The organism is Duganella caerulea (assembly GCF_040362985.1).
Lineage (GTDB): Bacteria > Pseudomonadota > Gammaproteobacteria > Burkholderiales > Burkholderiaceae_D > Rugamonas > Rugamonas vulcania.
The window spans coordinates 92263-117272 of the sequence record NZ_BPWJ01000006.1; the positions used below are offsets into that span (position 1 = coordinate 92263).

General features: G+C 57.1%; 23 protein-coding genes. 18 read left to right on the forward strand and 5 right to left on the reverse strand.

What is annotated here, in order from left to right; genetic code table 11:
- Positions 1-38: 38 nt before the first annotated feature.
- Positions 39-386, forward strand: coding sequence for a hypothetical protein (locus ACUJB0_RS19175; protein WP_444846599.1), 348 nt, complete (start codon positions 39-41; stop codon positions 384-386).
- 257 nt (positions 387-643) lie between these two features.
- Here the strand turns inward: ACUJB0_RS19175 and ACUJB0_RS19180 are convergent, their stop codons facing one another.
- Positions 644-1540 carry a hypothetical protein gene (locus tag ACUJB0_RS19180; protein WP_444846600.1) on the reverse strand — a complete coding sequence of 299 codons (897 nt, stop codon included), beginning with the start codon at positions 1538-1540 and terminating at the stop codon, positions 644-646.
- Between the two features lie 863 nt (positions 1541-2403).
- Positions 2404-2703, reverse strand: coding sequence for a hypothetical protein (locus ACUJB0_RS19185; RefSeq protein WP_444846601.1), 300 nt, complete (start codon positions 2701-2703; stop codon positions 2404-2406).
- Between the two features lie 392 nt (positions 2704-3095).
- On the opposite strand from ACUJB0_RS19185, the gene ACUJB0_RS19190 reads away from it, so the two are divergent.
- The 4 genes from ACUJB0_RS19190 to ACUJB0_RS19205 all read left to right on the forward strand — a co-directional run bounded on the left by ACUJB0_RS19190 (position 3096) and on the right by ACUJB0_RS19205 (position 7049).
- Entirely contained in the window at positions 3096-4361 is a 1266-nt protein-coding gene (locus tag ACUJB0_RS19190) for a hypothetical protein (RefSeq protein WP_444846602.1), read from the forward strand.
- A gap of 204 nt (positions 4362-4565) precedes the next feature.
- A complete protein-coding gene (locus ACUJB0_RS19195) occupies positions 4566-5735 on the forward strand; it encodes a phage protease (RefSeq protein WP_444846603.1) in 1170 nt (389 codons plus the stop codon).
- Positions 5736-5764: 29 nt separating this feature from the next.
- Entirely contained in the window at positions 5765-6694 is a 930-nt protein-coding gene (locus ACUJB0_RS19200) for a Mu-like prophage major head subunit gpT family protein (RefSeq protein ID WP_444846604.1), read from the forward strand.
- Between the two features lie 79 nt (positions 6695-6773).
- Complete coding sequence (locus ACUJB0_RS19205; protein WP_444846605.1) at positions 6774-7049, forward strand: hypothetical protein; 276 nt, start codon at positions 6774-6776, stop codon at positions 7047-7049.
- 128 nt (positions 7050-7177) lie between these two features.
- Here ACUJB0_RS19205 and ACUJB0_RS19210 read toward each other — a convergent pair whose 3' ends face one another.
- Positions 7178-7510: a hypothetical protein gene (locus ACUJB0_RS19210; protein WP_444846606.1), complete on the reverse strand. Its 333-nt coding sequence runs from the start codon at positions 7508-7510 to the stop codon at positions 7178-7180.
- Positions 7511-7601: 91 nt separating this feature from the next.
- Here ACUJB0_RS19210 and ACUJB0_RS19215 point away from each other — a divergent pair, with 91 nt between their 5' ends.
- The 13 genes from ACUJB0_RS19215 to ACUJB0_RS19275 all read left to right on the forward strand — a co-directional run bounded on the left by ACUJB0_RS19215 (position 7602) and on the right by ACUJB0_RS19275 (position 21140).
- Positions 7602-8279 (forward strand): hypothetical protein, encoded by a 678-nt coding sequence (locus ACUJB0_RS19215; protein WP_444846607.1) that lies wholly within the window; start codon positions 7602-7604, stop codon positions 8277-8279.
- A 225-nt stretch (positions 8280-8504) separates the two neighbouring features.
- Complete coding sequence (locus tag ACUJB0_RS19220) at positions 8505-8963, forward strand: phage protein Gp36 family protein (protein ID WP_444846608.1); 459 nt, start codon at positions 8505-8507, stop codon at positions 8961-8963.
- 2 nt (positions 8964-8965) lie between these two features.
- Positions 8966-9460 (forward strand): phage virion morphogenesis family protein, encoded by a 495-nt coding sequence (locus ACUJB0_RS19225; protein WP_444846609.1) that lies wholly within the window; start codon positions 8966-8968, stop codon positions 9458-9460.
- The gene (locus ACUJB0_RS19230) at positions 9457-9861 is read left to right on the forward strand and encodes a phage tail terminator protein (protein ID WP_444846610.1); all 405 of its coding nucleotides are present in this window, start codon (positions 9457-9459) and stop codon (positions 9859-9861) included. Before ACUJB0_RS19225 ends, ACUJB0_RS19230 begins: the two co-directional genes overlap by 4 nt.
- A 63-nt stretch (positions 9862-9924) precedes the next feature.
- A complete protein-coding gene (locus ACUJB0_RS19235) occupies positions 9925-10629 on the forward strand; it encodes a hypothetical protein (protein ID WP_444846611.1) in 705 nt (234 codons plus the stop codon).
- 57 nt (positions 10630-10686) lie between these two features.
- A complete protein-coding gene (locus tag ACUJB0_RS19240) occupies positions 10687-11103 on the forward strand; it encodes a hypothetical protein (RefSeq protein WP_444846612.1) in 417 nt (138 codons plus the stop codon).
- A gap of 284 nt (positions 11104-11387) precedes the next feature.
- Positions 11388-14444, forward strand: coding sequence for a coiled-coil domain-containing protein (locus ACUJB0_RS19245; RefSeq protein WP_444846613.1), 3057 nt, complete (start codon positions 11388-11390; stop codon positions 14442-14444).
- Between the two features lie 207 nt (positions 14445-14651).
- Positions 14652-15368, forward strand: a complete 717-nt coding sequence (locus tag ACUJB0_RS19250) for a hypothetical protein (RefSeq protein ID WP_444846614.1) — start codon at positions 14652-14654, stop codon at positions 15366-15368.
- Positions 15334-16224: a hypothetical protein gene (locus ACUJB0_RS19255; RefSeq protein WP_444846615.1), complete on the forward strand. Its 891-nt coding sequence runs from the start codon at positions 15334-15336 to the stop codon at positions 16222-16224. Before ACUJB0_RS19250 ends, ACUJB0_RS19255 begins: the two co-directional genes overlap by 35 nt.
- Positions 16221-17237, forward strand: coding sequence for a phage BR0599 family protein (locus ACUJB0_RS19260; RefSeq protein WP_444846616.1), 1017 nt, complete (start codon positions 16221-16223; stop codon positions 17235-17237). Before ACUJB0_RS19255 ends, ACUJB0_RS19260 begins: the two co-directional genes overlap by 4 nt.
- 5 nt (positions 17238-17242) lie before the next feature.
- Positions 17243-19912, forward strand: a complete 2670-nt coding sequence (locus ACUJB0_RS19265; protein ID WP_444846617.1) for a phage tail protein — start codon at positions 17243-17245, stop codon at positions 19910-19912.
- Positions 19913-19951: 39 nt separating this feature from the next.
- Complete coding sequence (locus tag ACUJB0_RS19270) at positions 19952-20563, forward strand: glycoside hydrolase family 19 protein (RefSeq protein ID WP_444846618.1); 612 nt, start codon at positions 19952-19954, stop codon at positions 20561-20563.
- Between the two features lie 220 nt (positions 20564-20783).
- Positions 20784-21140: a hypothetical protein gene (locus tag ACUJB0_RS19275; RefSeq protein ID WP_444846619.1), complete on the forward strand. Its 357-nt coding sequence runs from the start codon at positions 20784-20786 to the stop codon at positions 21138-21140.
- A gap of 775 nt (positions 21141-21915) precedes the next feature.
- Here the strand turns inward: ACUJB0_RS19275 and ACUJB0_RS19280 are convergent.
- Together ACUJB0_RS19280 and ACUJB0_RS19285 are read right to left on the reverse strand one after the other, a co-directional pair.
- Positions 21916-23361 carry a tyrosine-type recombinase/integrase gene (locus ACUJB0_RS19280; protein ID WP_444846620.1) on the reverse strand — a complete coding sequence of 482 codons (1446 nt, stop codon included), beginning with the start codon at positions 23359-23361 and terminating at the stop codon, positions 21916-21918.
- 577 nt (positions 23362-23938) lie between these two features.
- Positions 23939-24793, reverse strand: a complete 855-nt coding sequence (locus ACUJB0_RS19285; RefSeq protein ID WP_444846621.1) for an FRG domain-containing protein — start codon at positions 24791-24793, stop codon at positions 23939-23941.
- Positions 24794-25010: the final 217 nt, after the last annotated feature.

Consider the following 25010-nt stretch of genomic DNA (forward strand, 5'->3'; position numbering starts at 1 on the left):
CTCAGATTCAGGTCATTTCGAAATGGAGAGTTTTTATCATGAACGCAACTTTTGTATTTGGTTTCATCGCCTACGTCATCAATTTTGCAGCAGTCGTCTACGTCCTCGGCCGCACCGCGCAGCACACCCAGCGGTACCTGACCGGGCATGGCAAGCAGCTGCGAACGATGCTGCTGGTCAAGTTCATCGCGGCAGTCAGCTTCGCTCTCGTGGCGGTACTGCGCGAGGATAAACTTGACGAGTACAGCCTCCCAGCTGGACTTGCCGCATTCCTCGCAGCAGCTGCACTGGGCGCTTCCCCGCACGGTGCGATTACTGCGATGGTTCTCGCGATTTGTCTGTTCAATTACGTGCGTCCTGTGTCGCTGAAGTCGCTGGTTTTATAAGTGCTTGATTCAAAAGCCCGGTCACCCGGGCTTTTTTTCGTCTTCAAATTTGACGCCGAACCATTGCGGCCGTAGGAACGGGATGAGGACGCCTAGACAAAAAACTGTGAGCCCGTCCAGCGAGGTTGCGTATTTCAGAAATTCGGCCATGGAAAATCCTGTGGTGGTTGTGTTCTCGCGAGGTTAGCGCATAACGACAGAACGCCAGCTGTTTTCATATAAACACAGCTGGCGTTCGGGGTGGTGGGAGGCGGCGGTTACTTGTTGATTTTCACGGCCCCGCGGAGGCGTTTATGTCCCTTAATGACGCCCAATGACTCGAGCTGGTCGAGCGCGGCGCACACGCTGTCACCAAACTCCCCGCTGTCCTTGGCGGTCGAGCCACAGATTGCCTGCAGGTCGCGGAATTTGTACTCAACAATACATGTGTTTGCGCGGACGAAACCGTACAAAAACGTCGCTATTCCCTCCTGCAGCTGGCTACGGACATTGAGGTTGAGGTGTGTCGGAGTGGTCGCGTTGAACAAGCTGGCGGCGCTGCGGTCTAGATTGATGGTCCACAGCGCGGTCTCGTCTGACGAGGGCTGCCACGACGAGATTAGCGTTGCGCGGAGTGCGTCTGTTCTCTCTGTCTGGTCTGCGGCCCAGATTCGGAGGCGCGATTTGTGCATATCGTCTATCAGCTCCGCGAGACGCTCGCGATTGCGTTTGTTATCGGTCCAACGCATCGCGAGAATTAGGTCGCGTGGACGCGTCAAAAGTGGCTCGTCGACGACGCGGTTAGCCTGCAGCTGCAGCAGCGCGAGTAGGAGAGTCTGGTGGGACTGCGTCAACTGGGGGCCCTCGTAACGCACGTAACCGCGGCCATTAGCGTTGTAGAGTGCTGTGACGTGCGGCAGCGCAGCGGTTGCCGATTTGCGACGGTAGACGCTGAACAGGGGCGTGGTGAGCGCTATCGGCGTGAGCAGCGATGATGTAGGGACGGTGTTGGCCCTAATCTCGGCCTGGCGCTTGTTCTCCGCGTCGATTGCAGCTATTTCAGCCTGTCGTTGCTCAAATTCCTGCCAGCGCTCACGGCGCGCGTCCTCGAACGTCTGCTCGGCTGCAGCGAGTGCTGCGCGTAGGGGTGAAGCGGTGCGGGTGGTGGTGGTCACGTGGTGTCTCCGAGGTGTTGTACCTCGTATAGTCACCACGTGTTTATATGGGTTTTTTAGGTCATTTTCACGTGCACCGGTTACCCCCGTTTCGCACCGGTTACCCCCGGTTTTTTCAGCCTCGGTTGTCGAAATCGGCGCGGCGGGCCTCGGCAGGATGCACCGGTTACCCCCGGTTTTTGCACCGCTTACCCCCGGTGACCGGCCGGAGAGCTAGGCTGCATGCGGGTTTCAAGAGGGCTAATCCTTGTAATCTACGGCTCACGTTCGCTCGACGGCGGGAGTTTTTAAACAAGACCTTTGAACTGTAAAAAGTACGGTCAACATTTCGGCAGCAGTACTCTCATGTAGTAAACCTGGGCTTTTGATTCTAAAGAACGGCTGCACGACGGCAGAACTATTTTCAAAACACAGGACTGAAAAATAGTCTGAAAAATACAGCGTGAGCATTCAGCCAGGGGCACTTAGGAGAACGGCTGTCGAGCGGAAGAAGTTTTAGCAATCAGCCATGGGAACCTAGGCCTCTACTGCAGCCGCTTGGTAGTAGTTCTATACGCGTCGAGGCCAACTTCCAAGGAGCAGTGTAATGCCGGATTTTAGAATTTCTTTAGTTGACAATCAAAAACCACTCTTGATTGTAGAAGCAGCTACCAAGCTCCAAGCGTTCGAACGTGGCGTAGCTGTCAGCGGCTCGCTTCCTCGCCCAGCACCCGACGGGGATGAAAATTGGACGATAAAACGGCACGGCGGTTCATACAGCAGCAGTGTGCCGTTTTTCTCAGCGCGATATTTTGAACTGGGTCTAGACCGACTCCCGGTCCTACCTGACTGATTAAAACCGTCCTCACCACGAGGGCGGTTTTTTACCATTCGTTGCCGAATGCCGACGACCCTCCGATACCGGAATCGAACGAGTCAAACGTCCCGCCGAACTGCAGCCCGCCACTCTCTGCAGCTGGCTGAAAATCGCACTGCGTACCGAACGCACTCGTCCAGTCGCTGCTGCTGATGCTGTTGTCGCTCATCGAGCTGCTATCGAACACGCTGCTGTTATCGCTGATGCCGAGGTTCTCGACGTATCCAGAACTGCACGGGTCATTCGCACAGGCAGGTGCAAAAACACTATCAAACACGTCACCCAGCAGGTCACTGAAAAAACTCATATCAATCTCCTCAACGTTTTATCGATTCGCGATTGTTCGCTACACGCAGCGTACAACAACCACAGTGAAAAACACCAAATGTCATATACACAGACCAGCCGCGTCTCTATCGCGGACTACACGCTCAACGACGGCGAAACCCTTATCCACGCCGATTTTCCAGCAGCCACACCAGCGGTCCTCGCAATCCACCCCGACCCCGGTGCTACAGCCACCGTTAGCGTCTCTATCAGCACGCCAGCACGAATTGCAGCAGGCACCGCACGCTGGGTCCCAGCGGCGCTCGGCGCGGGTGGTAGCGTGTCCGTCCCGACCATTACTGATATACCGGCGCCGCTCACCGCAATCCGCGTGTCAGCCAGCGGCGGCGCCGTCGCAGTGGAGGTGGCACAGTGAGCATATTCGACAACCACAGCAACGCCAGCGGAGGCCCCTCCGCAGTCCCAGGCAGCGTCATAGACGTCCGCGGCACTGGCGCCGCCCCCTCGGGCTACGAGTACCTCGACGGCCTCGCGTACACGTCGTACGCGCAGGGCTGCTCGCCGGGCGATACCCAGTTCGTCGCTGCAACTGATACTCTCTCGCCGCCATTTATACAGCCCCGCCCGGACCCGTTCCACGGCGACACGTACCAATTCGGCCGCTCCCTGGCCGGCGCTTCGTGGCGCTGTGAGCAATTCGGCGGCAGCGGGCCTGCCGCAACGTCCCTGCAGTTCTACCCGGCCGAAAACTACGCCTCGTCGATAAATTGCCACTACGCGTGGCCGGCGGAGTTTTTTGACGCTAGTCTCACAGTCGTTGATGTGCTGGCGTGCGAGCAGCTATCGCTCGTCGACGGCATCCGAACTATGTTCACAATAGTTTCACTCAACGACAGCACGGGTACAACGCAGACGCAGCTGGCCGGCGCGATTCGCTGGACCCACGACGGCAGCACCACTACCGTGACGCACGTGCAGTACCTCGATTCGCAGTCAGACCACCTGAACCGTGCATGCCTCGCGTACGCACCGTACGGGGGGGCTACGAGGCTCCTACTGCGCGCGTCACCGTTTTACGGCACCTACATCGCAATTGACACAGAAAACGCCTCTATGAGCCTCCTGCAGCCTGCAGCGGGCATTGCCGGGCCGTCCGATGCGTCCGTTACTCTCGCCAGCCTCAGCGACGGCACCTCAATCGTGGGCTCGAGCATCGACAATCTGGTGCGCGTTCGGCGATATTACATAGCTGACGTCGAGGGTGAGGCGCGCGTGCACACACAGTACCGCCGCGTTGCGACCGGCGTAGCGGGCGTCGAGTACTCTGACCTGTGCCTCGTGCTGACCGACAACGCCAGCACCTCCGCCGGCGACAACGGCAGCCCGGCTACGGCTACGTTCACGCTAATCGCGCCGACCGCGTGGTACTCAATTACCGTTGACCGCGACTCAGGCAGCACAGACACCGCTCAAATCGCAGGCCGGCACCCACAAATGCCCCAATTCTCTGACGTCACTCCGCTGACTGCGGTAACGCTAGACGAGTACGGCGACCAGATAGCGCTGACCTACGCTGTCCCTAACGCCGCCGTCCAGCCTATCTACACGTACTGGCAGCTGGTTGTGAGCCGCGCCAGCCTGTTCGCAAATTTCGTCCGAAAAGCGGTGAAACTCTAAACTCTAAACGAATAAACCATGGAATTAGACGTAGCAGTGACAGTAGCGAAATCGGGTACGTATTACTGTGTGTATGTCGGCGTAGTAAAAATGCGTTGCTACGCCAAACTGGCTGACGCCGAGGCGTACGCGCAGCAGATTCGCGATAACCCCTGAGCAGCAATCCCGCTGGGGTTTTCTCATTGTGGCGTGACTACACATGGCATGCCTAAGCCGAACCTCAAAAACCAGCTCACAACCGCGTTCACGTCAACGCTGCAGACCACGCGTCCAACCAAAACCGTGGTGACCGCGGACGGCCGCACGGTCGACCTAGTTGCGCTGCAGATTTTCCCGCCGTCGCCATTCCGGACCAGACGCGACGACTTGCGCTCAAATCTCATCATCAGCTACGACGCAGCTGCGCTGATTGCACTACATGCGAATGACAAGACGTTGTCTCCGCTGGACGTCGAGCACGCCACGGAGAACGACCGCACTGATACCCGCGCTCGCGGCTGGCGGCACTCGCTGACAACTGCAGAACTTGAACCGGGAATTGGCCTTGAGCCAGGCTTGCTTGGATGGTTCGAGCTGACTCCGCTTGGGCTTCAGGAACTTGGAGACAAACTTTATGGATTTACGAGCGGAGTTGCGCACGGCGTAAGGCTGTCTGAAAACGAGCTGCACCTGACAGAGCTGAAATCCACGGCGCTGACTAACAATCCCGCCGCGTACACCGCGCAAACATTCTCCGCGCAGCCACAGCCGCAGCATGCCCAGACTTTCAACATCACTGTCTATACGACGCAAGCCGACCAATCGGCAACAACTAAAGACGACGAAATGCTCAAAAAACTACTCTTGGCCTTAGGCCTTGCTGAGACCGCCGACGAGGCAACCGCACTGGCCGCTGTCACTGCGCTGACTGCAGCTCAAACACAGGCCGCTGACGTGGCTGCGACCGTGACCACTCTCACCGCGCAGCGTGATACCGACACCGTTGCGCTGACAGCCGCGCGCGCCGAGGTGACCACGCTGACTGCGACAGTCACCGACCTGACCACGCAGCTGACCGCGCTCAAAGCTGCTGACGCAGACCGCGTCGTACTGTCCGCGGTTGACGCTGCTATCAGCGCTCGCAAAGCCACGCCTGCTCAACGCGACAGCTTACTGGCCCTGGCCAAATTGGACGTCGTTGCGTTCAACGCTGCGATGGCAGCGGCTCCGGCGGTGCTGCCGGCGGGAAATGCAACGCACGCGAACACAAGCGCGCCGGCTGAGACGTTTGGCCTTACCGCTGACGAAGTCGCTACTGCAAAAGCTGCTGGAGTTAAAGACCTGCAGACCTATTCAGAACAGCGAGCAAAAGCGCGCAGCCAGCTCGGACTATAAACAACAACAACTAACGAAAGAACACTACGATGGCAATGACAAAAGAAAAGCTGCTGGACCTGATGACTACCGCATCGTCCCGCTTCATCGATGACATGAAAGCGCGTACCTCGCCGGTAGACGCTATCGTCACTGACGATACCTGCAGCAACGGCGGATACAGCCCTTATTTCCTCGGCGGTATTGGCGCAGGTCGCCGCTGGGTCGGTAACCGCGTATATATTCGTCTGAAAAGCTATGGCGTAAAATTCACGTGTGAGAAATTCGAAAAAACCGTCGAGATTCCATCTGATGAGTTGACCGACAACCCGGCTGTGGACGGTGGAAAAATCGGTGCACGCTTGGCTGAATCCGCCGCACTCACGCAGGAAATCGAAACCCTAGCGGTTTTCAAAAACAACGCCGTTGGGTTCGATTTAGACCCGCTGTTCGGCACACACGAGTACGTCGACCAGAATCCGGATGGCTCTATCAAGGTAGATGGAAGTGGCGACCCTGTAATCCTGGGCAGCTACACGAACGATATCGCTGGCCCCGGCGCGCCTTGGTACTTGGCGTCGAAAAAATCTATCATTCGAGTAACGCAAACTGGCGAGGACTACAACGTCACTATGAAGGGTGGGAGCGCGGATTCCTCGGAGTACACGTTCGACACGGACAATCTGGCCTGGGGCTGGAAAGCCCGTAAGATTTTCCGCGGCGGTATGGCGTACTACAGTCTGCGTTCGAAGGCTGTGCTGACCGCTGAGAGCTACCAAGCGGCCAAAGACACAATGGCGACGTTCACAAATGACGCCGGCGAGTTGGTGGACAATCGCGCTACTCATATCGTCGTGAAACGCGGCACCGCAGCGGCGATTGCAGCCCGCAAATTGTTCACGCAGCAGTTCCTGGCGAACGGCGAGTCGAACATCTACGCGACCGAGGGCATCACTATCCTCGAGGTAGACCGCATCTAATCTGCAGCGGTCCTGAGCCCCCGACTGGGGGCTTTTTGTGCCATGCCTATACACAGCACCACAACAACGAGTGATGACCATGAACCAAGCTGCACCTCAATCCCAGACCCCTAACCGCGTGCCAGCAATCGAGCAGATTCTTGACGCGCTGTGCAAAGCTCAGCCGCGCAGGGGCGAGAAAATTCACGAGTTTGTACAGCGCTGCTGCAAACTGTTGGCAGGCAAACGCGAGCGCGGCCAACTGAAAACAGCAATCATGCAAACCCTGGCGGAGCTGGGCCTCAAATCCACGCAACCAGCAGCTCTGGCGCAGCAGGTTTTGAACGCAGTTCCTGAAACCGGGGTGACAGCATGAGCATCGATGCATATTTGAAGATGGCGGCAGCGAAGCGTAAAAAGCCCCAAGCGCCGGCGGAACCTCCTGCCAAGCCGGAAAAACAGAAGCAGAGGCTGTGATAGAAGGCCCGCCGTATTGGCGGGCTTTTACTTTGGAAGGTAACCAAGCTGGAACATGCAGCCGACTGCAGTATCAGCCACCGGCTGCGTTCCCATCTTCTTGTTTGCTGCTACGACGTTAATGCAGGCCTGCACCTGCTCTGCCATTGGTCGAACAGCCACAGGGTCTCTCAGACTCAGAGTCTTGCCGACAATGTCGGCAAGTGTGGCAAGTTGGTTGCTCGATGTACTAGCCGTCCATTCGCTTAATGTTGCTCTGTGCAGAGTGCCGCCTACGTACCACTGTGCGGACGCAGTGCTTGTGGCCAAAACCAGAACTAACGCTACCGCTGAAGTAAATTTACGCATAATCAATCTCATTAAAGTGTTTTGCAAATTATATAATCATTTCCGCTCGGATACTGTAATTTTGGTTACAATATTTATATAAGCAACCAACCAGGAACACAACATGAACTTTAGAACAGGACTCGTTATTTCTGCAGTAGCGCTACTTGCTGGATGCGCTACGCCCGGCTCTCGTATTGAGAGCAACGTTACTGTTTTTCATCAGATGCCTGCGGCTACGGCGGACGCGACATACGCCGTGCTACCGTGGAAAAAGGCTGACGTCGGCTCGCTCGAGTTTGCAGCGTACGCGCAGCAATTGGCGTCGGGTTTGACCGCGAAAGGGCTGAATGTTGTTGCGAACGGGTCACCAGCGAAATACGGGATTTTCTTGGACTTTGGGATTGATGACGGACGCACCGAAACTGCAAGCTATTCGATACCCCAATGGGGCGTGACCGGATACGGCAACTCAACTACTACAGGGACCGTAAATCGCGTTGGCAACACTGCATACGTCAATGCGACGACGACTGCAACGCCGAACTACGGTGTGACCGGCTACAACCAAATTGCCACGACTTCGCAGATATATCGACGATTCGTGAACATTGATATCGTCGAAATGGACAGCGTGGGCTCGGTCCCTAAGAAGGTTTATCAGGGCCGCTTGAAAAGTGAGGGTAGTTGCGGAAATCTGCCAACAGTTATGCCGTCTTTCATCCAGGCTTTGCTGAGTGAGTTTCCTGGCACATCTGGAACTGCACGAACTGTCAGCCTTCCTTGGTCAGGCAAGTGCTAAATTTAGCTGAGCAGGGGTAGCACGCACACTGCGGCTATCCCAAGAACACCTGCCGTTAGGCCCACCACGCGCAGGCGCGCCGCCAAAGTTTTAAGCGTTGCATCGGTCATCTCATCCTCCTCGTCCATGGCTGAATGTTGAGATGTTACCAGCGCCGCCACTGGCGCATAATGTTTTCATATAAACAGAGTCGCTACAATTATCCAGCCTTGTGCTATACGAGGCATGACGACTCCAGCCTATCTCACAATCCCGCAGCTCGAGGCGCTTTATGGCGCCCCGCAGATTGCAAACGCGACCGCGCAGACCGAGGCCGTGCTGCAAGACGTTATCGATGCCGCCAGCGCCTACGTAGATGGCAAAGTGCGGTCAGGCTACGCGCAGCTTGGCTATTCAAACGCATGGACTGCTGACGTCCCACTGCAAACCCTGGCGATTTTGGCGCGGCCGACGGCGGCGCTCGTCATGCAACAACTCTACGGCAGCGGCGTATCCCAGGAACAGGCAGCCGCTGCGGCGCAGGCTGAGCGCACTCTCGATGGCATCGCTCAGGGCAAGACCACGTTGCCGCCGCTGCCAGCGGTCGTTGACGACCCCAGCACTCCCGATGACGAGTCTGACACCGGCGCCGCGTGCGGCTCTGCGCCACGCCTGCTCGGTCGCGAACAGCTGCGCGGGTGGTAATTATGGCCAGCACAGTCAAAATTACAGTTGAGGCCCGCGGCGTACTGAACAGCCTGCAGCGGCTGCGTACCGATATCGGCAACCTACAGCCAGTTCTCCGGAACGCAGCGGCCGAGTTAACTCGGCGCGTACAGGCGCGATTTACGTCAAAACGCGACCCAGATGGCCAGCGATGGGCGCCATGGGCCCCGTCGACTGCGGCACGGTACAAGCGCGACGGCCGCCACCAGTTAATGTTGTATACCCGGCAAACTCGCGACCAAGTCAAGTTCATCGCCGGCCGAAACGATATTCGTCTCCGCCTCGGAACGAGCTACGCCGCCTACCACGAGCAGCCTGATGGCCCTGGCAGCGGGCGCATACCGCGCCGCGCCTTTGTATTTTCCAAGCGTGGCAGCGGTCGTGGGCTTTCAAAATCTGACGAGCAGTACGTCTACAACGCGCTGCGCTATCAAATCAGTAAATCCGTCTCAGCCGCATCAGGAGGCGCGGCATGAGCTACCTGAGCCTCGAGCAGCACATCGTCGACCGCCTCACCGCCGTCCCCGGCCTCATCGTGCGCACTACTGCGGACACTAGCGAGGTTGCCCTCAAAGCGCTCGGCCTCAAACCGACGGCGGTCGTCGCGTTCATCAGCAGCGACGTCGTTGAGAGCAAATCAAAAGCGATTCTCTCGGACCAGACCTGGTCGGTGTACTACGTCCGCCGGGGCGCAGTGAGCGAGCGCGATGCGGTCGACGGCGAGCACTTGGAGGCGATTATCCGGGCACTCCATGGCTGGACTCCCGACGAGTACGAGTACAGCCCAATGCGATTGCAGAACGTCGCGACCGATTATCGGGACAACGCCAGAGAATATTTCGTGACGCTCAAATCGCAGACCACGATGAGGCTCTGACCGCCTCGCTACACGCAAAAACGGCTGTTTAGCCACTAATAACAACTACAGAAAGATAACGACATGAGTACTCCCGTAATTTCAGTAAAACGCGCTCGAATCCACCTAGAGCTGTACGGCTCGGGCGTTCTGCGCGATATCAATGTGGTCGACGAGGCTGCGTACTCGTTCAGCGAGGACACCATCAAGAAAAAGTCGACAAACGAGGTTGTGGGCACTATCGCGTCGCAGACAATTTCAACCGACGGCACGCTGACACTCAAACTAGGCGACACGAGCTATGACAATTTCGTGCTCGCAGTGCGCGCGAGTACGGCGACTCAGGCGCCAGTTACGGACGGTACGTTCACGTATCCAGAGCTTGAAGCCGGCCAATCGTTCAAGTTGCCGCACTCGAATATCACGGCTATGACGGTAACCGGCAAAGTCCAGGGCGTGGACTATAAATTCTACAGGGCCTCCGGAATTGTAGTAGCGCTTACCGACAATATCACGGCCATCCCTGCATGCTCGTACAGCTCGGGCACTACGAAGCGCGCCGGCATCACGGCTGGCGGCGACCAGTACTTTACTGTGCACGTGACAGACGTTCTAAACGGCGAGTACACCTGCCTGTATCGCGCACGCGCTCTGCTGCCGGATAACATCTCCCTTATTTCGCCCGACCAATTTGGCGTGTACGACGTCAAATTCGAACTGCTGCTTGACGACACAAAACCGGCTGACGCGGAGATGGGACAGTTCGGATTCAAAGACGTCATCCAGTAATAGCAGCTCTCTATACAAGTGGCATCCAACCGGGTGCCACTTTTACATGGAGACCACATGGACGACTTAGCTGCGCTATTCCCCTCAACAGTTACTGTAACACTCGCCGGCGAGCAGTTCACCCTGACCGCATTCAAAGCACGGCACACCGTGCCATATTTAAATATAAACCGTCGCATCACCGCCAAAGCGGCTGAAATCGGCCAAGAGCTAGCTACCGCAGCCGCAGCGATGGGGCGTGACACTGCGGTGGCGGCCGACGAGATTCCCATGGACTTGGTGCACGAGCGCTGCTATCCGGAGTACGTCGAGCTGGTGGCCACGGCAATCAACCGTCCTACCGACTGGATTGAGGATACGCTCGATATCGACGAGCTGATTACGCTCGCGGGCATCATCAACCAGTTGAATGCGGAGCGTTACTCAAAAAAGCGCTCCGCTCTGATAGTGACAGCGGACGCTCAGAGCAAATAACCGTAACCCTCGCTGACGCTATTACACATCTGGTGCTGCTGGGGCGGATGAGCCTCGATGCCGTACTCGACCTGACTCCCAAGACGATTTGGTATCTGTTCGAGCGAGCACACGAGCTAGACGCACGGTCGCGGTTTCTGCTCGTCAGTGACATCACAGCTGTTGCGGCGCCTACGCAGTTCAGAGACGGCGACCGGCTGCGGCAGTCCCACGTCAAAAGTCTGTTAGCCCAGTCCGGCCTGGGCTAATCCCTAGACGGGTTATACCAATCCAGACAGATACGCATGACCACTCAAGCCCTTAATATCACCGTCGCGCTCGACCCTCAACAGGCGCTGGCTGCACTATCAAATTTGCAGCAGCACCTGGCTGCCACAGCCGCTGCGGCGCAAACCGGCGCGAGCGGCAATCCGTTGCAGAACGTCACAGCCGGCGCCGCCGCAGCTAACACCTCAGTGACTTCGCTTGCCAGCACTTTCGTGAGTTTACAGGCTGTGGTACTCGCCGCAGCCACGGGTGCCATGGCCACGTTCGCTAAAGCTAGCGTGGACTCCGCGACCACTGCGGAGGCTGCGTTTAAGGGGCTGGAGTCGGTCTCGAATCGTACCGGTGTGGGTATCGAGAGGGCGTGGAAAGCTGTCCAAGATGTCACTGCTGACGGCGTCCTGAGCCAGAGCCAGGCTGCGACCGCGTTCAAAAATCTATTTTCATTCGGTATCACAGACGCTGAAAAAGCCGCGAAAATCATCGACCGCATCAAGGACGCTGCCGCGTATGGTCGGCAGGCCGGGCTCGACTGGGGCGAGGCTGTTGTCACTGCTACAGAGGGTATTCGCAACGAAAACTCAGCGTTGGTGGATAATGCTGGCGTTACAAAAAACGTAGCAAAAATGTACGAGGAGTACGCAGATAAAATCGGCGTAGTATCAACTAGCCTGACGAAGGCCGACAAAGTTCAGGCCATTACGCTGGGCATCCTGAAAGAGACCGAGCTGCAAGTCGGCGACACCGGCAAGGCCCTTCAGGGCGTTTCTGGGTCGAGCGCGCACCTCGCGCAGGCATGGGGCGGGCTTAAAACCGCCGTGGGTGACGAACTGACACCGGCGTTTTACGCACTGCAGAATGCCGGAGCGTCGCTATTGACTAACGTTTTGACGCCACTGGTGCACATCGGCGCAGCAATCTATAAAACTTTCGATGGCGTCGCTACGGCCGTCAGTGACGCGTCTACGGCGTTCGGCAAATTTAAACGCCCTGAGGACGTCAACGCTGAATTTGACAGAGTCAGGAACCGTAAAAAGGCGTCCATAGCCTACAGCATCAGCCGTGCGTTTGGTATAGAAGTACCGTCGCCAATTCCAGAGGGAAATACGGAGATTCCGCCGCTATCGACCAATCACACTGGTATCCCAGTCGCCGGGCCAGACGGCAAAATATTACACGGGCCTACCGCACCCACCTATAACGTCAAAAACGACATCGACAAAACTGCGGCTGCAAAACGTGCAAAAACCCTCGCTGACGAGGAAGAGAAAGCCAAGGCCAAGCAGCAGCTCGACTCCGCCGCCAAGGCACTGGCGCGCGCAAAACAGACACAGTCGGACGAGCTGTCAATCTACAAATCCGGATTAGATGCCCAAAAAGCTGAGCTGGACGGACTGCTTGCGAGAAACGCTATCACGCACACTGAGTATGCAAAGCGCGTGGCCGCCATCGACCTGGACGAGGCGCAAAAAACGCTCGAGCAGACACAAGCGCGCCAGCTTGATTTGCAGAAGAGCCTCGAACTTGCTACAAAAAGCGGCGACAAGGAGAAAGTTGCAGAGGCACAGAGCGCCTACGACAGCGAGATTGCGGCTGCTACGGTAGCTGCAAACAAAATAAAGCAGGTTCGCCTGCAGACTAATCGCGACGTTTCAGAGGCGGGCAAGCAGGATGCCGCGCAGCGTCGTGATATCGACGAAAAATTATTTCAGGCACGTGCTAACGCAGAGAAAACCTCGTCGGCGGCAATCCGCGAACGCGAGCTGGCCGGCGTGCAGCAGCTTTACGACGCGCGTCAAATCAGCGAGGAGGAGTTTCTAAAGCGTTCCGCCGCGTTGAAAGACACAGCGCTGGCTGCGGACTTGGAGCGCCTCAAAGAGCAGCAGGCGTTTGATGTGACCGCGCCGGTGACCACTGACCCAGTGCAGCAAGCAGCCAGGTCTGCAAAATCTACGGAATTGTCGGCTCAAATTGTAGCAGTCGAGCAGCAGCGACAGCAGCTGGCCCTCGAGACTGACGGCAAAATCGCTCAGTCTGCAATCAATCTGGCAGACCTGCGCCGAGGGCTGGAGCAGGAATTGGCGGACGCTGAGGGCCGGTCGTTTGACGCTCGCAGCGTGGCAATAGACCAGTGGCTGGAGGAGAAACGCCGAGAGTTGGCAGCGTTCCCGGACCTGCTGAAAAGGGCTGAGACCGTGGCAGCGGCTCAACGTCGTGAGAACGAGTTTGGACGAGCGCAGGATGCAGTCGGCCAGGTCAATTCGCAGTTCGACAGCAGCCAGGCTGCGCTTGAGCGTCAATCTCGCGCCGGCACGCTGACCGACATTCAGCTGGACCAGCAGAGCCTCGCTCTGAAACGCGAGCAAGCAGCGGCGCTGCGTGAGCGGCTGGACCTGCTCAAAGAGTTTTCGAACGATTCGCCAGCCGCACTGCAGGCCATCAGGCAGGTTGAGGACCAAATAGCCGAACTGGATACCGCGTTCAGCACGACTGCGCAGCAAATTAACGAGAGTTTTTTCTCGTCAATCGAGAAGGGATTTCAAGACATCGCGACCGGCGCCAAGCGCCCGTTGGACGCGCTGCGCGACCTAGTCATCAGCACTCTGACTCAGATTGCGAGTTTTGCGCTCAAATCCGGCCTGCAGTCCGCATTCGGCAGCTCGATGACAAGCGGTGGCCTGGGTGGATTCCTGGCTGGGATTTTCGGCGGGTTCCGTGTGAACGGCGGTGACATTGAAGCAGGAAAGGCCTACGTTGTAGGCGAGCGCGGGCCCGAGTTAATGTTGGCTGGCACGAACGGTACCATTGTCTCGCACGAGGCCCTGAAACGCAGCCTGTCGAGCACGTACAGCAGGCAGTTCGCGTCGCCGATGGCCATGGTTCCGAACGCAGCAGCGTATTCGCCGGCAGCAGCCCCAGTACCAGCTAGCGGAGATACGCACGTCAACGTGCATCCGAGGGTAACAGTCGCCACTGGCGCCGTAATCGCCGCGCTACGCCAGGACCCGGAATTTGAGCGTCTCCACGTTGAGCTGAGCGTTGCAAACAAACGCAAAATCAATGGTTCAACCGGATAAGCAGCCGGTGACTATACGTAGTGTCAAGGGTTTGTGGTGAGCCCTTGGTCATGTGAAAACTCCAGTGTGTTGAAAGCCGCCCGGTCTCGCAAGAGGTTGGGCGGTTTTTTTTACGTCGGGAGTCTCTGACAAAACCTTTATATAAACATCGTGCCTATACGTAGTAGGTCCGCAATGAGGTGGACCGGCACCCGAGAGCACATCACCATGGCAGCCACAAAATACAAGCCGCGCGTTTCAAAATTGATATTCAAATTCTGCGCAGCCGGAATACCTGACAACCTGCTGTCCGAATTTATGGACGCTGCACAGGCGGCGCTTTTTCAGGTCGTCGAATTTACCGACGACTACGACGTGTTGTTCGAGCCAGACTATGACTTGGAGGCGTATTTGCCGAATTACGCGCAGCCAGACAGGTCATACCCTCGTGGCCGCCCATTCGAGCTGAGGGCCTACTACGGTGCCAAACTAATGCCTGACCTGGTTGCAATCTGCGGCCGGGAGGTAATTGGCCGCTATCTCGAGCTGCTAAAAGAGCGCGAAATAATGCGCAGCTGGCTGCCCGGATTCGACCGCGCACACGACGAGATAGCGTTGCACTGGATAGCCGCCGCAGGCCACAACTGCAACGAATTGGAGGCTGAGTGGCTAGCACGCCAGCACTGGCAGCCAGGAGAGGACTACGCGGTCGACGAGGCCATGCTCGAGCGCGTGGCTAGCCAGACCCACGAGTGCCGTGCTGCGCAGGCCACGTGGCTGCTAGAACAGGCCAAAATCCACGCAGCGCACCGGGCATCGGTAGCCGGCATGCCACAGTGGCGCATCGCGGAGGCTGTCCTGGGGCGCTGGCGGCAAATCTCAAAACGTCTGAACGGCTCCTATACGCAGCATGCCCACACCAACCCCGACCCCGTTTCTGCTTGAACCCACCGGCGCCGCTCCCAGGATAGAGCGGCTTTCGTTCGCCACCGACGTCGAAACTCATCGCGACGGCTCGGAGCGCCGCTCCGCATCACGCGCGTACCCCCGCCTGAGCCTATCCGCACAGTACGTACTGCTACGCAATGACCCTGAGGCCACTCTCGCGCCTCTGCGCGCCGGCGGCACGCTTCTAGTCCCGGCCTGGCAGCATCAATTTGCTAGCAGCTCTGGGGCGCCGCCTGTGGTTGACGCGGGTGTGCCGCTGGTGGGTGAGCGGGAGTGGCTTATTAGGAACCGAAGGGGCATCTGGCGGGACGTGACCTTGGGATTTTTGCCAGGGACGAATGTGCTCGATGGCTGGTCTGCCGACGATGCTCTGGCGATACCGCTGCACGTGGCGCAGCTAGCTGAGGACTCGTTTGACGTCGAGTACAGCACGCCTACTGCGCGGACCGTCAGTCTGTCGTTTGACGTTGAGGCGAATCTCGAGGTTCCTCAGCCATGGCCTGATGGTGGATTGGGGCTGGCGTTCCCGGAACGGCACAACTGGGCGGCTACGCTAAAAGAATCGTCGTCGTTCAGCGCCAATCGGTTCGACGCTGGAAACCTGCGCCTGCGAGAACTGCGATACGCCAAACGCACCCTCGGGCTGTCGCTGACGCTGATGGACCGGTCCGCAATTGTAGAGTTTCGCCGATGGATTTACGCAGTCCGCGGTCGTCTCAACGCGTTCGCCTGGCAGGCGCCACATGACGCGGAGCCACGGCTGTGGCGGCTCGGCTCCGACGACGTTGAAATTCAATATCTAAAACCATCGCTGGCTACCTGTCAGCTCTCTCTAGTCGAGGTTACCACGTGATTTTTCTGTACCGATTCGAACTGCTCGAGGCTGACGGCGTGATGGCCGACGATACTGGCCTCGCGACACGTGCCCTCGTCACTGCAGCTGACGGCATGCGGCAAACGCTCTACACGCACACCAATTCTGAGCGGTCCGTCACGATAGCAGGCGACAGCCTAGCGAGCCCATTTCTGCCACGATTTGGTACTACAGCACTGACGTACACGCCAATTCGCGTCCAGCACGACGGCCTGCGCCTCGACGCAGAATCGGCGGCCGGCCAGCTCGCGGTGACCCTCGACCGCGGCCATCCAGTGGCAGAACTTTACCGATACGACGCCCCTGGCGCGCAGGTGTGGCTCACAGTTGCAATGCTCGACGCGCCAACTGACACGCCGCTCGTGGTGTGGATTGGACGCGTGCGCAGCGCTGAATTTGACGAGCAGATGTGCAAACTGAGCTGTACGCCACTGCAGGATGTTTTAAAACGCCCCGGCCTAACGCGGAAATATCCGCGCACATGTGGCTACGAGTTGTACGACCGCACGAGCTGCGGCGTTTCCGCCTCCGCGTACGACTACACCACACACTATTGGAAATGGCGTGAGGACGGCCACGTCGCCGCTGTATCGAGCGATGGCCTGACCCTCACCGTAGCCGCCGCAGCTAACCGTACCGATGGCTTTTTCCAATATGGATTTGCCGTTATCAACGGCGTGTACGGCAACGACGGCAGCACGTCAGAGCAGTTCTATCCGCGTCCTACCGACCCAACACCTCAAGGCGCCATCGCAGCTACCGGCCCTAACGGTGGCATCCGTCGCGCCGCAATCGGCCACAGCGGCTCTCTAGTGGAGCTTATTACCCCCGTGCCGCTAGGTAGCGTCTCAGCCGGTATGCGCATCAGCCTATTCCGTGGCTGCGACAAATCGCTCACCACGTGCAACACCGCGTTCAGCAACACCCCACGCCATGGCGGCTACCCATTTATCCCGTTAAAAAACTTATTCGAAACCGGCTTGAAAGGCTAGTACCAATGTTCAATTTCTTCATAGCGTTAATCATCAATTTGGTTATCGCCGCTATCACCCCGGTGCCTAAATCGCCTCGCGCGCGGCAGTACCAGCTGTCCGAATTTCAGTTCCCAACTGCCACCGAGGACCGCGCCCAGCCATTGGGTTTCGGGACGTTCCAGGTAGCTGCCAACGTGCTCTCCGTATTCGACTACGATGCTCGCGAGGTGACAAAATCGGTAAAAGCGGGATTGTTCAAGACGACCAAGGTGTCGCTGGGCTACCGCTATTACGTCGGCATGTGGCTGAGTCTGAGCGCTGCAACGTGCGATTCGGTCCGCGAGGTTCGCCTCGGCGACCACCTCGTGTGGGCTGGCGACCAACCGCTGTCACGCACTGCGGTGACAAATCTAGACGTCAATTCGACGTGGACAGCCAGCGAGGGTCAAGAGATTTCTGATGGCCTCGTCGGCCGATTTGCGTTCTACAATCACGCTGTTGACGTCGCTGATTCTGCTATCAGCTCACCGTACGTACCGCTCGATACCGCGTACCTGGCCGGCGAGATTGGACAGCCGGTTCCTGCGTACCCGAACACGCTGCATGCCGTTTTCCTCGGCCCCTCGGCGGCGTCAGTAGGGCTAATTGGCAAGCCGATTTCAACCCCTCAATATGGTTTCGTCGGCAGCTCTCCAAATATATCACCGCTACTGCTAACGTTGAAACGTCTGCCTGTTTTGACCGCAGCACTAGGCGGCGGCAGCAGGGATTTTCGTGTAATCAGCTATCCGTTTGCTGGCAGCGTTAGCCACGGCGACTACACGCGTGCCGACCTAGATGGATGGCTGGCTGCGCGTGCAGACGTCTCTGGAGACGCTAACCCGGCGTTCGCAATCCTCGAGCTGCTGACCACGCGGCTGCCCGGTGTGGGGCCTCGTCTGAGCACCTACGCTATCGCGCTGGAGACGTTTTTCCGTGCCGCAGACGTGCTACACAGTGAGGGAAACGGCGTGTCATTCGCGTGGGAATCCAGCCGCTCTGTGGGCGAGGTAATCGGAGATTTGCTCAAACAACTCAATGGCCAACTCGAGATTAACGAGCGCACCGGCCAGCTGCAGCTGACGCTGATTCGCGAGACTGACGCACCAGTCATGACGTTCGACGACTCGAATATCATTGAGCTGACGTCGTTCTCGCGCATCTCTGTTGAGGAGGCCCCGAATGTCATTCAAGTGCCATTTGTGGACCGCCAACTGGACTGGCAATCCCGGGTCGCCTCGACCAGTAACCCAACCGGGCTGCGGTCTGCCGGCGCCGAGATTGCACGCTCCAACGAGTATATCGGCGTGAGCCGCGCTGACCTAGCCGGGCTACTTGCGAGCCGCGATATCCGCGTCGTTTCGTCTCCGCTGGCGAGCGCCACGTGGACCGCCACCGTGCCCACTGGTACGGTCCTCAAACCTGGAAACCTGATAATTTTGCACCCGCCTGGCAGCGATTTGACCGTCCGCATGCGTATTGCTTCATCCCGTTTCGCGAATTGGAGCAGCCGCCTACGTGTCGAGCTTGAGGCTATCGAGGACGTTTTCCGGAATGGCGTTTCCTCCGGCACCACCACGCCAACCCTCCCGCCGTCGACGCCTATTGCACCGCCTGAATCGCTGACTGCCGCAACACTAGCGCCGGCGCCGTACGCACTAACCGGGGACGACTACGACCAGCTGCTGTACCTCGGCACCGACCCCTCGACGTCCACGTCCTCGTTCCAGCTAGCTGTGCAGGAGGGTCTCACCGCATGGAGCGATTACGACACCGCTACGTACGACGCGGACCGACACGAACCTGCAATCAGCGCATTTTTGGTGGCAGCTCTAGCAGCGTCTACGCAGTCTCCGACGCTGCAGTTTTCGCTGACTGATGCGGCCGTCGAGCAGTGGTCGCGTGCCACTCGGGGGCAGGTCTATATTGTTGCGGGCAGTGAGTGGATGGTGGCTGGAACGTGGAGTTTGAGCGGAAATACCCTGACGGCTACGGCTGTGGAGCGCGGGATTTTCGATACAGTACCTGGGCGGTTCGCTGCCGGGACGAGCGTGAAACTGGTGCTCGGATACGCGATTTACCCAGCGCGGCTGCGGACCTATGTGGCCGCCGGGTACGAGTTGCCAGGCCTGACGTCGGCTGTTGGTCGCGCTGATTCTTATGGCGCCGGCGGGCGGCTGGAGGCCGTAAATGCGGTTGGTAGCCAGGCGTCGTGGACATACGTTTCGACTCCCGGTGGGGCGCGTGCACCGAAACCGTTGCCGCCCGGGGCAGTGAAAATAGGCAGCTCTTGGGGGGCGTTGAGCGTGGCCGATGTGGTGCCTGCGGTGACTCGAGCTGCTACTGTGACGCTGAACTGGGTCAACCGTAACCGGCTCGCACGCGCGACTGCAGGCTACTACACCGCGCTGTCAGATAACGAGCCTGGCGTAACGTTGAGCTACGCGCTGGATTGGGAAACCAGCCCAGGGGTGTTCACTAATTTCGGAACATACACAACAGGCAGCGCGGGCGCGACCACCGGCGTTGTCAACCTGGGCAGCGTGCCGGCGGGTGCGAGGATGATTCGGATTCGCGTCCAGACTAACAGGCCTGCCGGGGGTTCGTTCGCTCAATCTGCCATCGTTGAAATGTTCTGGCAGCTGACTAGCTGACCGTTTCACTACACGAGGGGTATCCATCAGGAGCCTCTCGTGTCCCCTCAAACGCTCATCGCAGCCACCGGCTGCACACCGGCTAACGCCACAAAATATGCCCTGTTTCTCACCTCAGCCATGGGCAAATGGGGCATTAGTTCCCCTCTGCGGCAAGCGGCCTTTCTGGGCCAGGTCTGCATCGAGAGCGGCAATCTGAGCGTCGTCAGCGAGAATCTGAACTACTCAGCAGCACGCCTCTGTGCAGTCTGGCACGCTCGTTTTCCAACGCTGTCCTCAGCGCAGCAGTACGCAAACCGCCCCGATGCACTGGCAAATTTCGTGTACGCAAACCGCATGGGCAACGGCCTGCCGGCGTCTGGAGACGGCTACAAATTCCGCGGCCGAGGCCTAAAGCAGTTGACTGGCCGCAGCAATTACGCTGCGTACAAAATAGCCTCTGGCGTCGACGTTCTGACCAACCCGGACCTGCTACTCCAGCCTGAATTTGCTGCCGATTCAGCGGGGTGGTTTTGGTTTTCAAACAGCTGCAGCACGTTTGCAGACGCCCGAGATTGGACCGCGCTCACACGCAAAATCAACGGCGGCGTGACAGCACTGCCCGAGCGCATCGCTGCTATCAATCGAGCGCTCGCCGTCCTCGGCGGCTGAACGGTTCTATAACTACCCGTGTCCTGCTGCGCAACAGCCGCCACAACGCTAAAACGTTGTGTTTATGCGGGTTCTAGCGGTGTTTGTTTATAGCCGGCGGTGCGTAGGTATAGGAGACGGTCTGAACGCCCGAAAAACTATAAACATCGTGGCTATACATAGTACGAGGGCATTCGCTCCGTCAGTGTTACGCACTGTCTTCTGCACACCGGAGTACACAATGAGCACACATAAAAAAACACAGGACCGCCTACGAGGCAAACGGATTTTCGTGCACAAACCCGGCCGTCTCGGGTTCACGACCATCTCTATCCCGGAGCGTCAGCTCGCCGAGCTGCTACGTCTCGCGCACCTGGACGTCAACGCGGTGACGACATGCGCACGCGACGTGAGCTGGAACCTGCGTCGAGAACCCGGCGAGTCGTGGTCTGCAACTGTCGTCGACGCGATTTTCAAACGGCTGCGTGGGCAGCATATTCCTGCGCTCCTCGCTGAGGCGGAGGCCCGGGTAGCCGCGGAGCAGACGCTCGCACAGCAGGCAGCTGAGAACAATCAGGCATGGGCACAAACAGCCTAACTACTGAGCGCACCGCCCTGGTGCGCTCTTTTTTTCAAGAGCAGAGTACCTCCGGCGGCTAACGTGCTGAGGAGTACCATCGCGCCGGCCGCACAGTTCCCTCAATCCAGAGTTTCCTCAAGGCGGCACGGCGGCAACAGTGTACAACGCCCGACGTCTGAAAAATTTGAATGCACAGTCGTACCCCTCGCACGCTCACGCAAAACGAGCGCTCAGTCCAGCGCACATTCGGCGTGCCGCAGAAGTGCTCGTTCGGCGGCTGGAGTGTCGTCGATTTGGACGGCTAACGTGCGTCCACAGGGTGGTGCCGGTGGTGCTAACACGGTTACCTCAACGTAAATTTGGTGGTGCTCATCGTGTCGTGGCATAATACTGGGCTGTGCTGCCTCGATGGTGAAATTGGTAGACACTGGAGACTTAAATTATTTGAGCCCGCTTGTTGAAAAATTTGCGGTGAAGCCCGTCAAACTCGGAGAAAGCCCTGCACGCGAGTGCGAGCCAACGCCGAGCGAAGCCCGACTTAAAATCGGGAACGTGTAGAGAGCAGACGGCGGGCGCCTAAAGTTGAGAGACCAAGGCGAAGGCGTGCTCCAGACCACGAACAGGATTCAGTACTGGAACCTGGCGGTGAAAACCGAAGTGCGTACGAAAATCTCCCGCCGCAAGGCGTGCCGGTTCGATTCCGGCTCGAGGCACCACAGACCGAACACTGCAGTCAAAAGAAAGCCCGCACATCGCGGGCTTTTGAATTTGTGCTGCAATCAGATTTTATTTGTCACTCGTCGTCGTCATCAGGCGTAGCAGTAATCGTCAGTTTTGATGTGTCGATAGCTGCACGCTTGAGCATTGCGATTGTTTCCTCGGTTAGCGGCCTCATACCTGCGATTTGCTGAATAACGTCAGCTACACGGTTTGTAGCAATTCTCATACGCTCAGTCGCAACCAGATAGTCCGAGGTGACGCCGGCCTGAGGCGCATCAGGTAGCGCCCAACGGTGTGTAAGCAGCGCACCGATGAGCATAATATCGCCTGGGAAAACTACGTTTGCGATTGTGCCAAACGTTTTCCTCAACATGTGCCGGTAAACCCTAACGCCAAGTCCTTCGGACCCTCGCTCAAGCGCACCCCGGATATCAATCATGTGAGGTTGGTCTCCGTGACGTGCGGGAAACACATAAACTGCACCATGTTCACGCACCTCGTGACGCCGCTGCAAAATCTCAAACACGGCATCGTTGAGCGGGTAATCTCCGGAAAAGCCTTTCCACCCCGGCATTCCCGATTCGACCACAACGATGCTGTCAACTGCTGTGCCTGGCTGAGGTGCTTCAACTGGACAAACCTCAGTCTGGTCATCGACAGCTGGGATTTTCAACATCTTGTTACTTAAGTCGACATGCTCCCATTTCAGTTGCATGACCGCGCTTCCACGGAATCCACCCAACAACATCATCAGTGCAGCCTCCTTAGAATTACGGCCCCGAGTAGTCTGCAATTGTGTGACAAATTTGGGCAAATCCAGCGTGCTCACGGAAGCCTTCCGGACTGGCGTACGTTTGATAATGCGTGTGCGGCGTACGTTGCTGAGCGGGTTGAAATCGCACAGTTGCTTGGTCTGCAGGAAGCTGTAGATTCCCGACAGCAGATTGAGTGTATGCCACGCCCACGAGTTGCTGTGCTCCGAATCGATTTTCCGTATGACCTGCTGCCACTCAGTAACTTTGCGTTGATACTCCACGAGTGGCCAATGCTTGTACGGCTGCAGATATCGCTCATAACAAGCGCGGTAACCCTCGACTGTTGTCGCTGCTAAGTGCGTACCGTTTTTTGTCCGACGCTCTGCGAGAAACGGCACGATTATTGTCTCGAGACAGATGTTATCGGCTGCCCGTTCCGCATCCCGTTTCTCTCGCTCGGCGGCGGGGAGTTTCATGAACCGCTGCCATGCCCGAGCTTGGTCCTGCGCCTGCGTTAATGTCAGCGTAAATTCGCCATCTGCGACGTCACCCGCGCGGGCAACAAATCCCAACGTTTTTTCGTGAAATTTGCGCTTCCCGTTCTCCGTTACTGACACGCGTACGTGCCATCGCGCGGAAGTAGCGCTGACGACCATCCCGAAACCCGCCATTCCAGGGTCTGAGTAAGGTTTTGTGCTTGGCCTGCGCGACAGTGCGTACGTGATGCTGTCGTTCCAGCGTTTTCCCTCTGCGTGTTTGCCCATGTGTCCTCTGCCTAAAAAGTTGACCTATCAGGTCTAGGCAGTAGTGGTTATATGAGCTTGAGTAAATTAGTCGGGTATAAGAACTTCAACCACTAAAATCCCATGGAAAAGCAAGCAGGCAGGAGTTGCGCCGGCGAGGATAGCGTGGGGATTCATGTCCCCCACATTCCCCACACTTCCCCCACACTTCCCCCACACTTTTTATGCCAAAAGGGGCTATTTCGGTATAAAAAATACATGCCAGCAATATTATTTTATACAAAAGTCCTTTTTAATCAATGACTTAGGTATTTGCCGCATTAAAGCGGAGAGACTTAAAATCTCCCGCCGCAAGGCGTGCCGGTTCGATTCCGGCTCGGAGCACCAAAAATATTCTTTCGTGATGAATTAAATCATCTCATATGCTTTCGAAACCCGCGGGCCTTCCAGGAAAAGCGGGTTTTTTGCGTCGTGGCATCTCAATGAATCTCATCTTATCGCAATACTTTTACGGTATCAGCCTCCCGACTGGTACGGAGGGCCATTCCGAGGGGTAACTTTAGATGATTACCGCTAGATAATCATCTTAAGCATCGAATTAGGCACCGATGTGCGAAATTGCGCCGATTACACTGTTTCCGGGAACGCCGCATGTTAGTAAAATGCTATAGCCATTGTCGTAATATGGTGGCGGAAAAATAGAATGAGTATTAACAATAGTGCCGCTGCCCAGCCAGTCTAAAGCTTTCGTCAAGTCGACGCGAATAACTCCTCGGACCTGATCTGCATAGTCCGCCGGACGTGCCCCAGCGGCATTGCCTTTTTTTCTGAAAAGCAGGCCGTGCTGCGCATGAGGGCGCAAAAATATCGACGGTGCAGCAATGCGTAGATCTACTAGTTCAGTGTTTGGACCGTGGAAATAGCCAGGCTGCCCTTTGACTGTCTGTCCAATGTCTGCCCCAATCAGCAAAATATATGCGTATTTGTCCGGATCACTTGTCAGCCTGCGTTCGAAATGCAAAAATTTTCCCGATTCGCCGGTCGAGAATGATTTGTAACATGCAAACCAGAGTGCAACCCATAAATTATCCACCACATCGACCCAGGTGGTTTCAATACCATAGTGTTGCAAGAGCGGCTCATGCGCATAGTCACCGAAAGTATTAAAAATTTTTCCCGTTTTTTTGTATTCGGAAATAATTTCAGCGATGGCGGCGTTCTTGGCAGCTTGTGCCTTGTTGGTTTTTGCGCTACGGTACGCCGTTGGAGGCAACGAAGCATAGATTTTCCGTTGACCACGGAAATATATGCCTTCTTGATTTTTTTTCGCTAGGTTGTATTTTAAATAGCCAGCAGCCATTATCAACGCATGGGGGTCGTTAACGTGCAATACTGGCGTACCGCCATCTATCTCATGCTGGGTATTTTTAATGTTTACTTTACTTAAAGGCATACATCGCTCCTATATATATGGACGTCTGCCGCTGAGTTGGGCCGACTTCCAAGAATAGCATATTGCCTCGTGGAAAAGTTGGCGCCTTGTTACGTGGCGCCGATATATAGATATGTGGCACATGGACTGGAAAACGGCCTATTGCGCGCAAAGTAAGTTTCGAAAGTCGCAGCTAGCTAAATCGTCTACGGAGTCGAGCGACTAACTGAATCTGAAA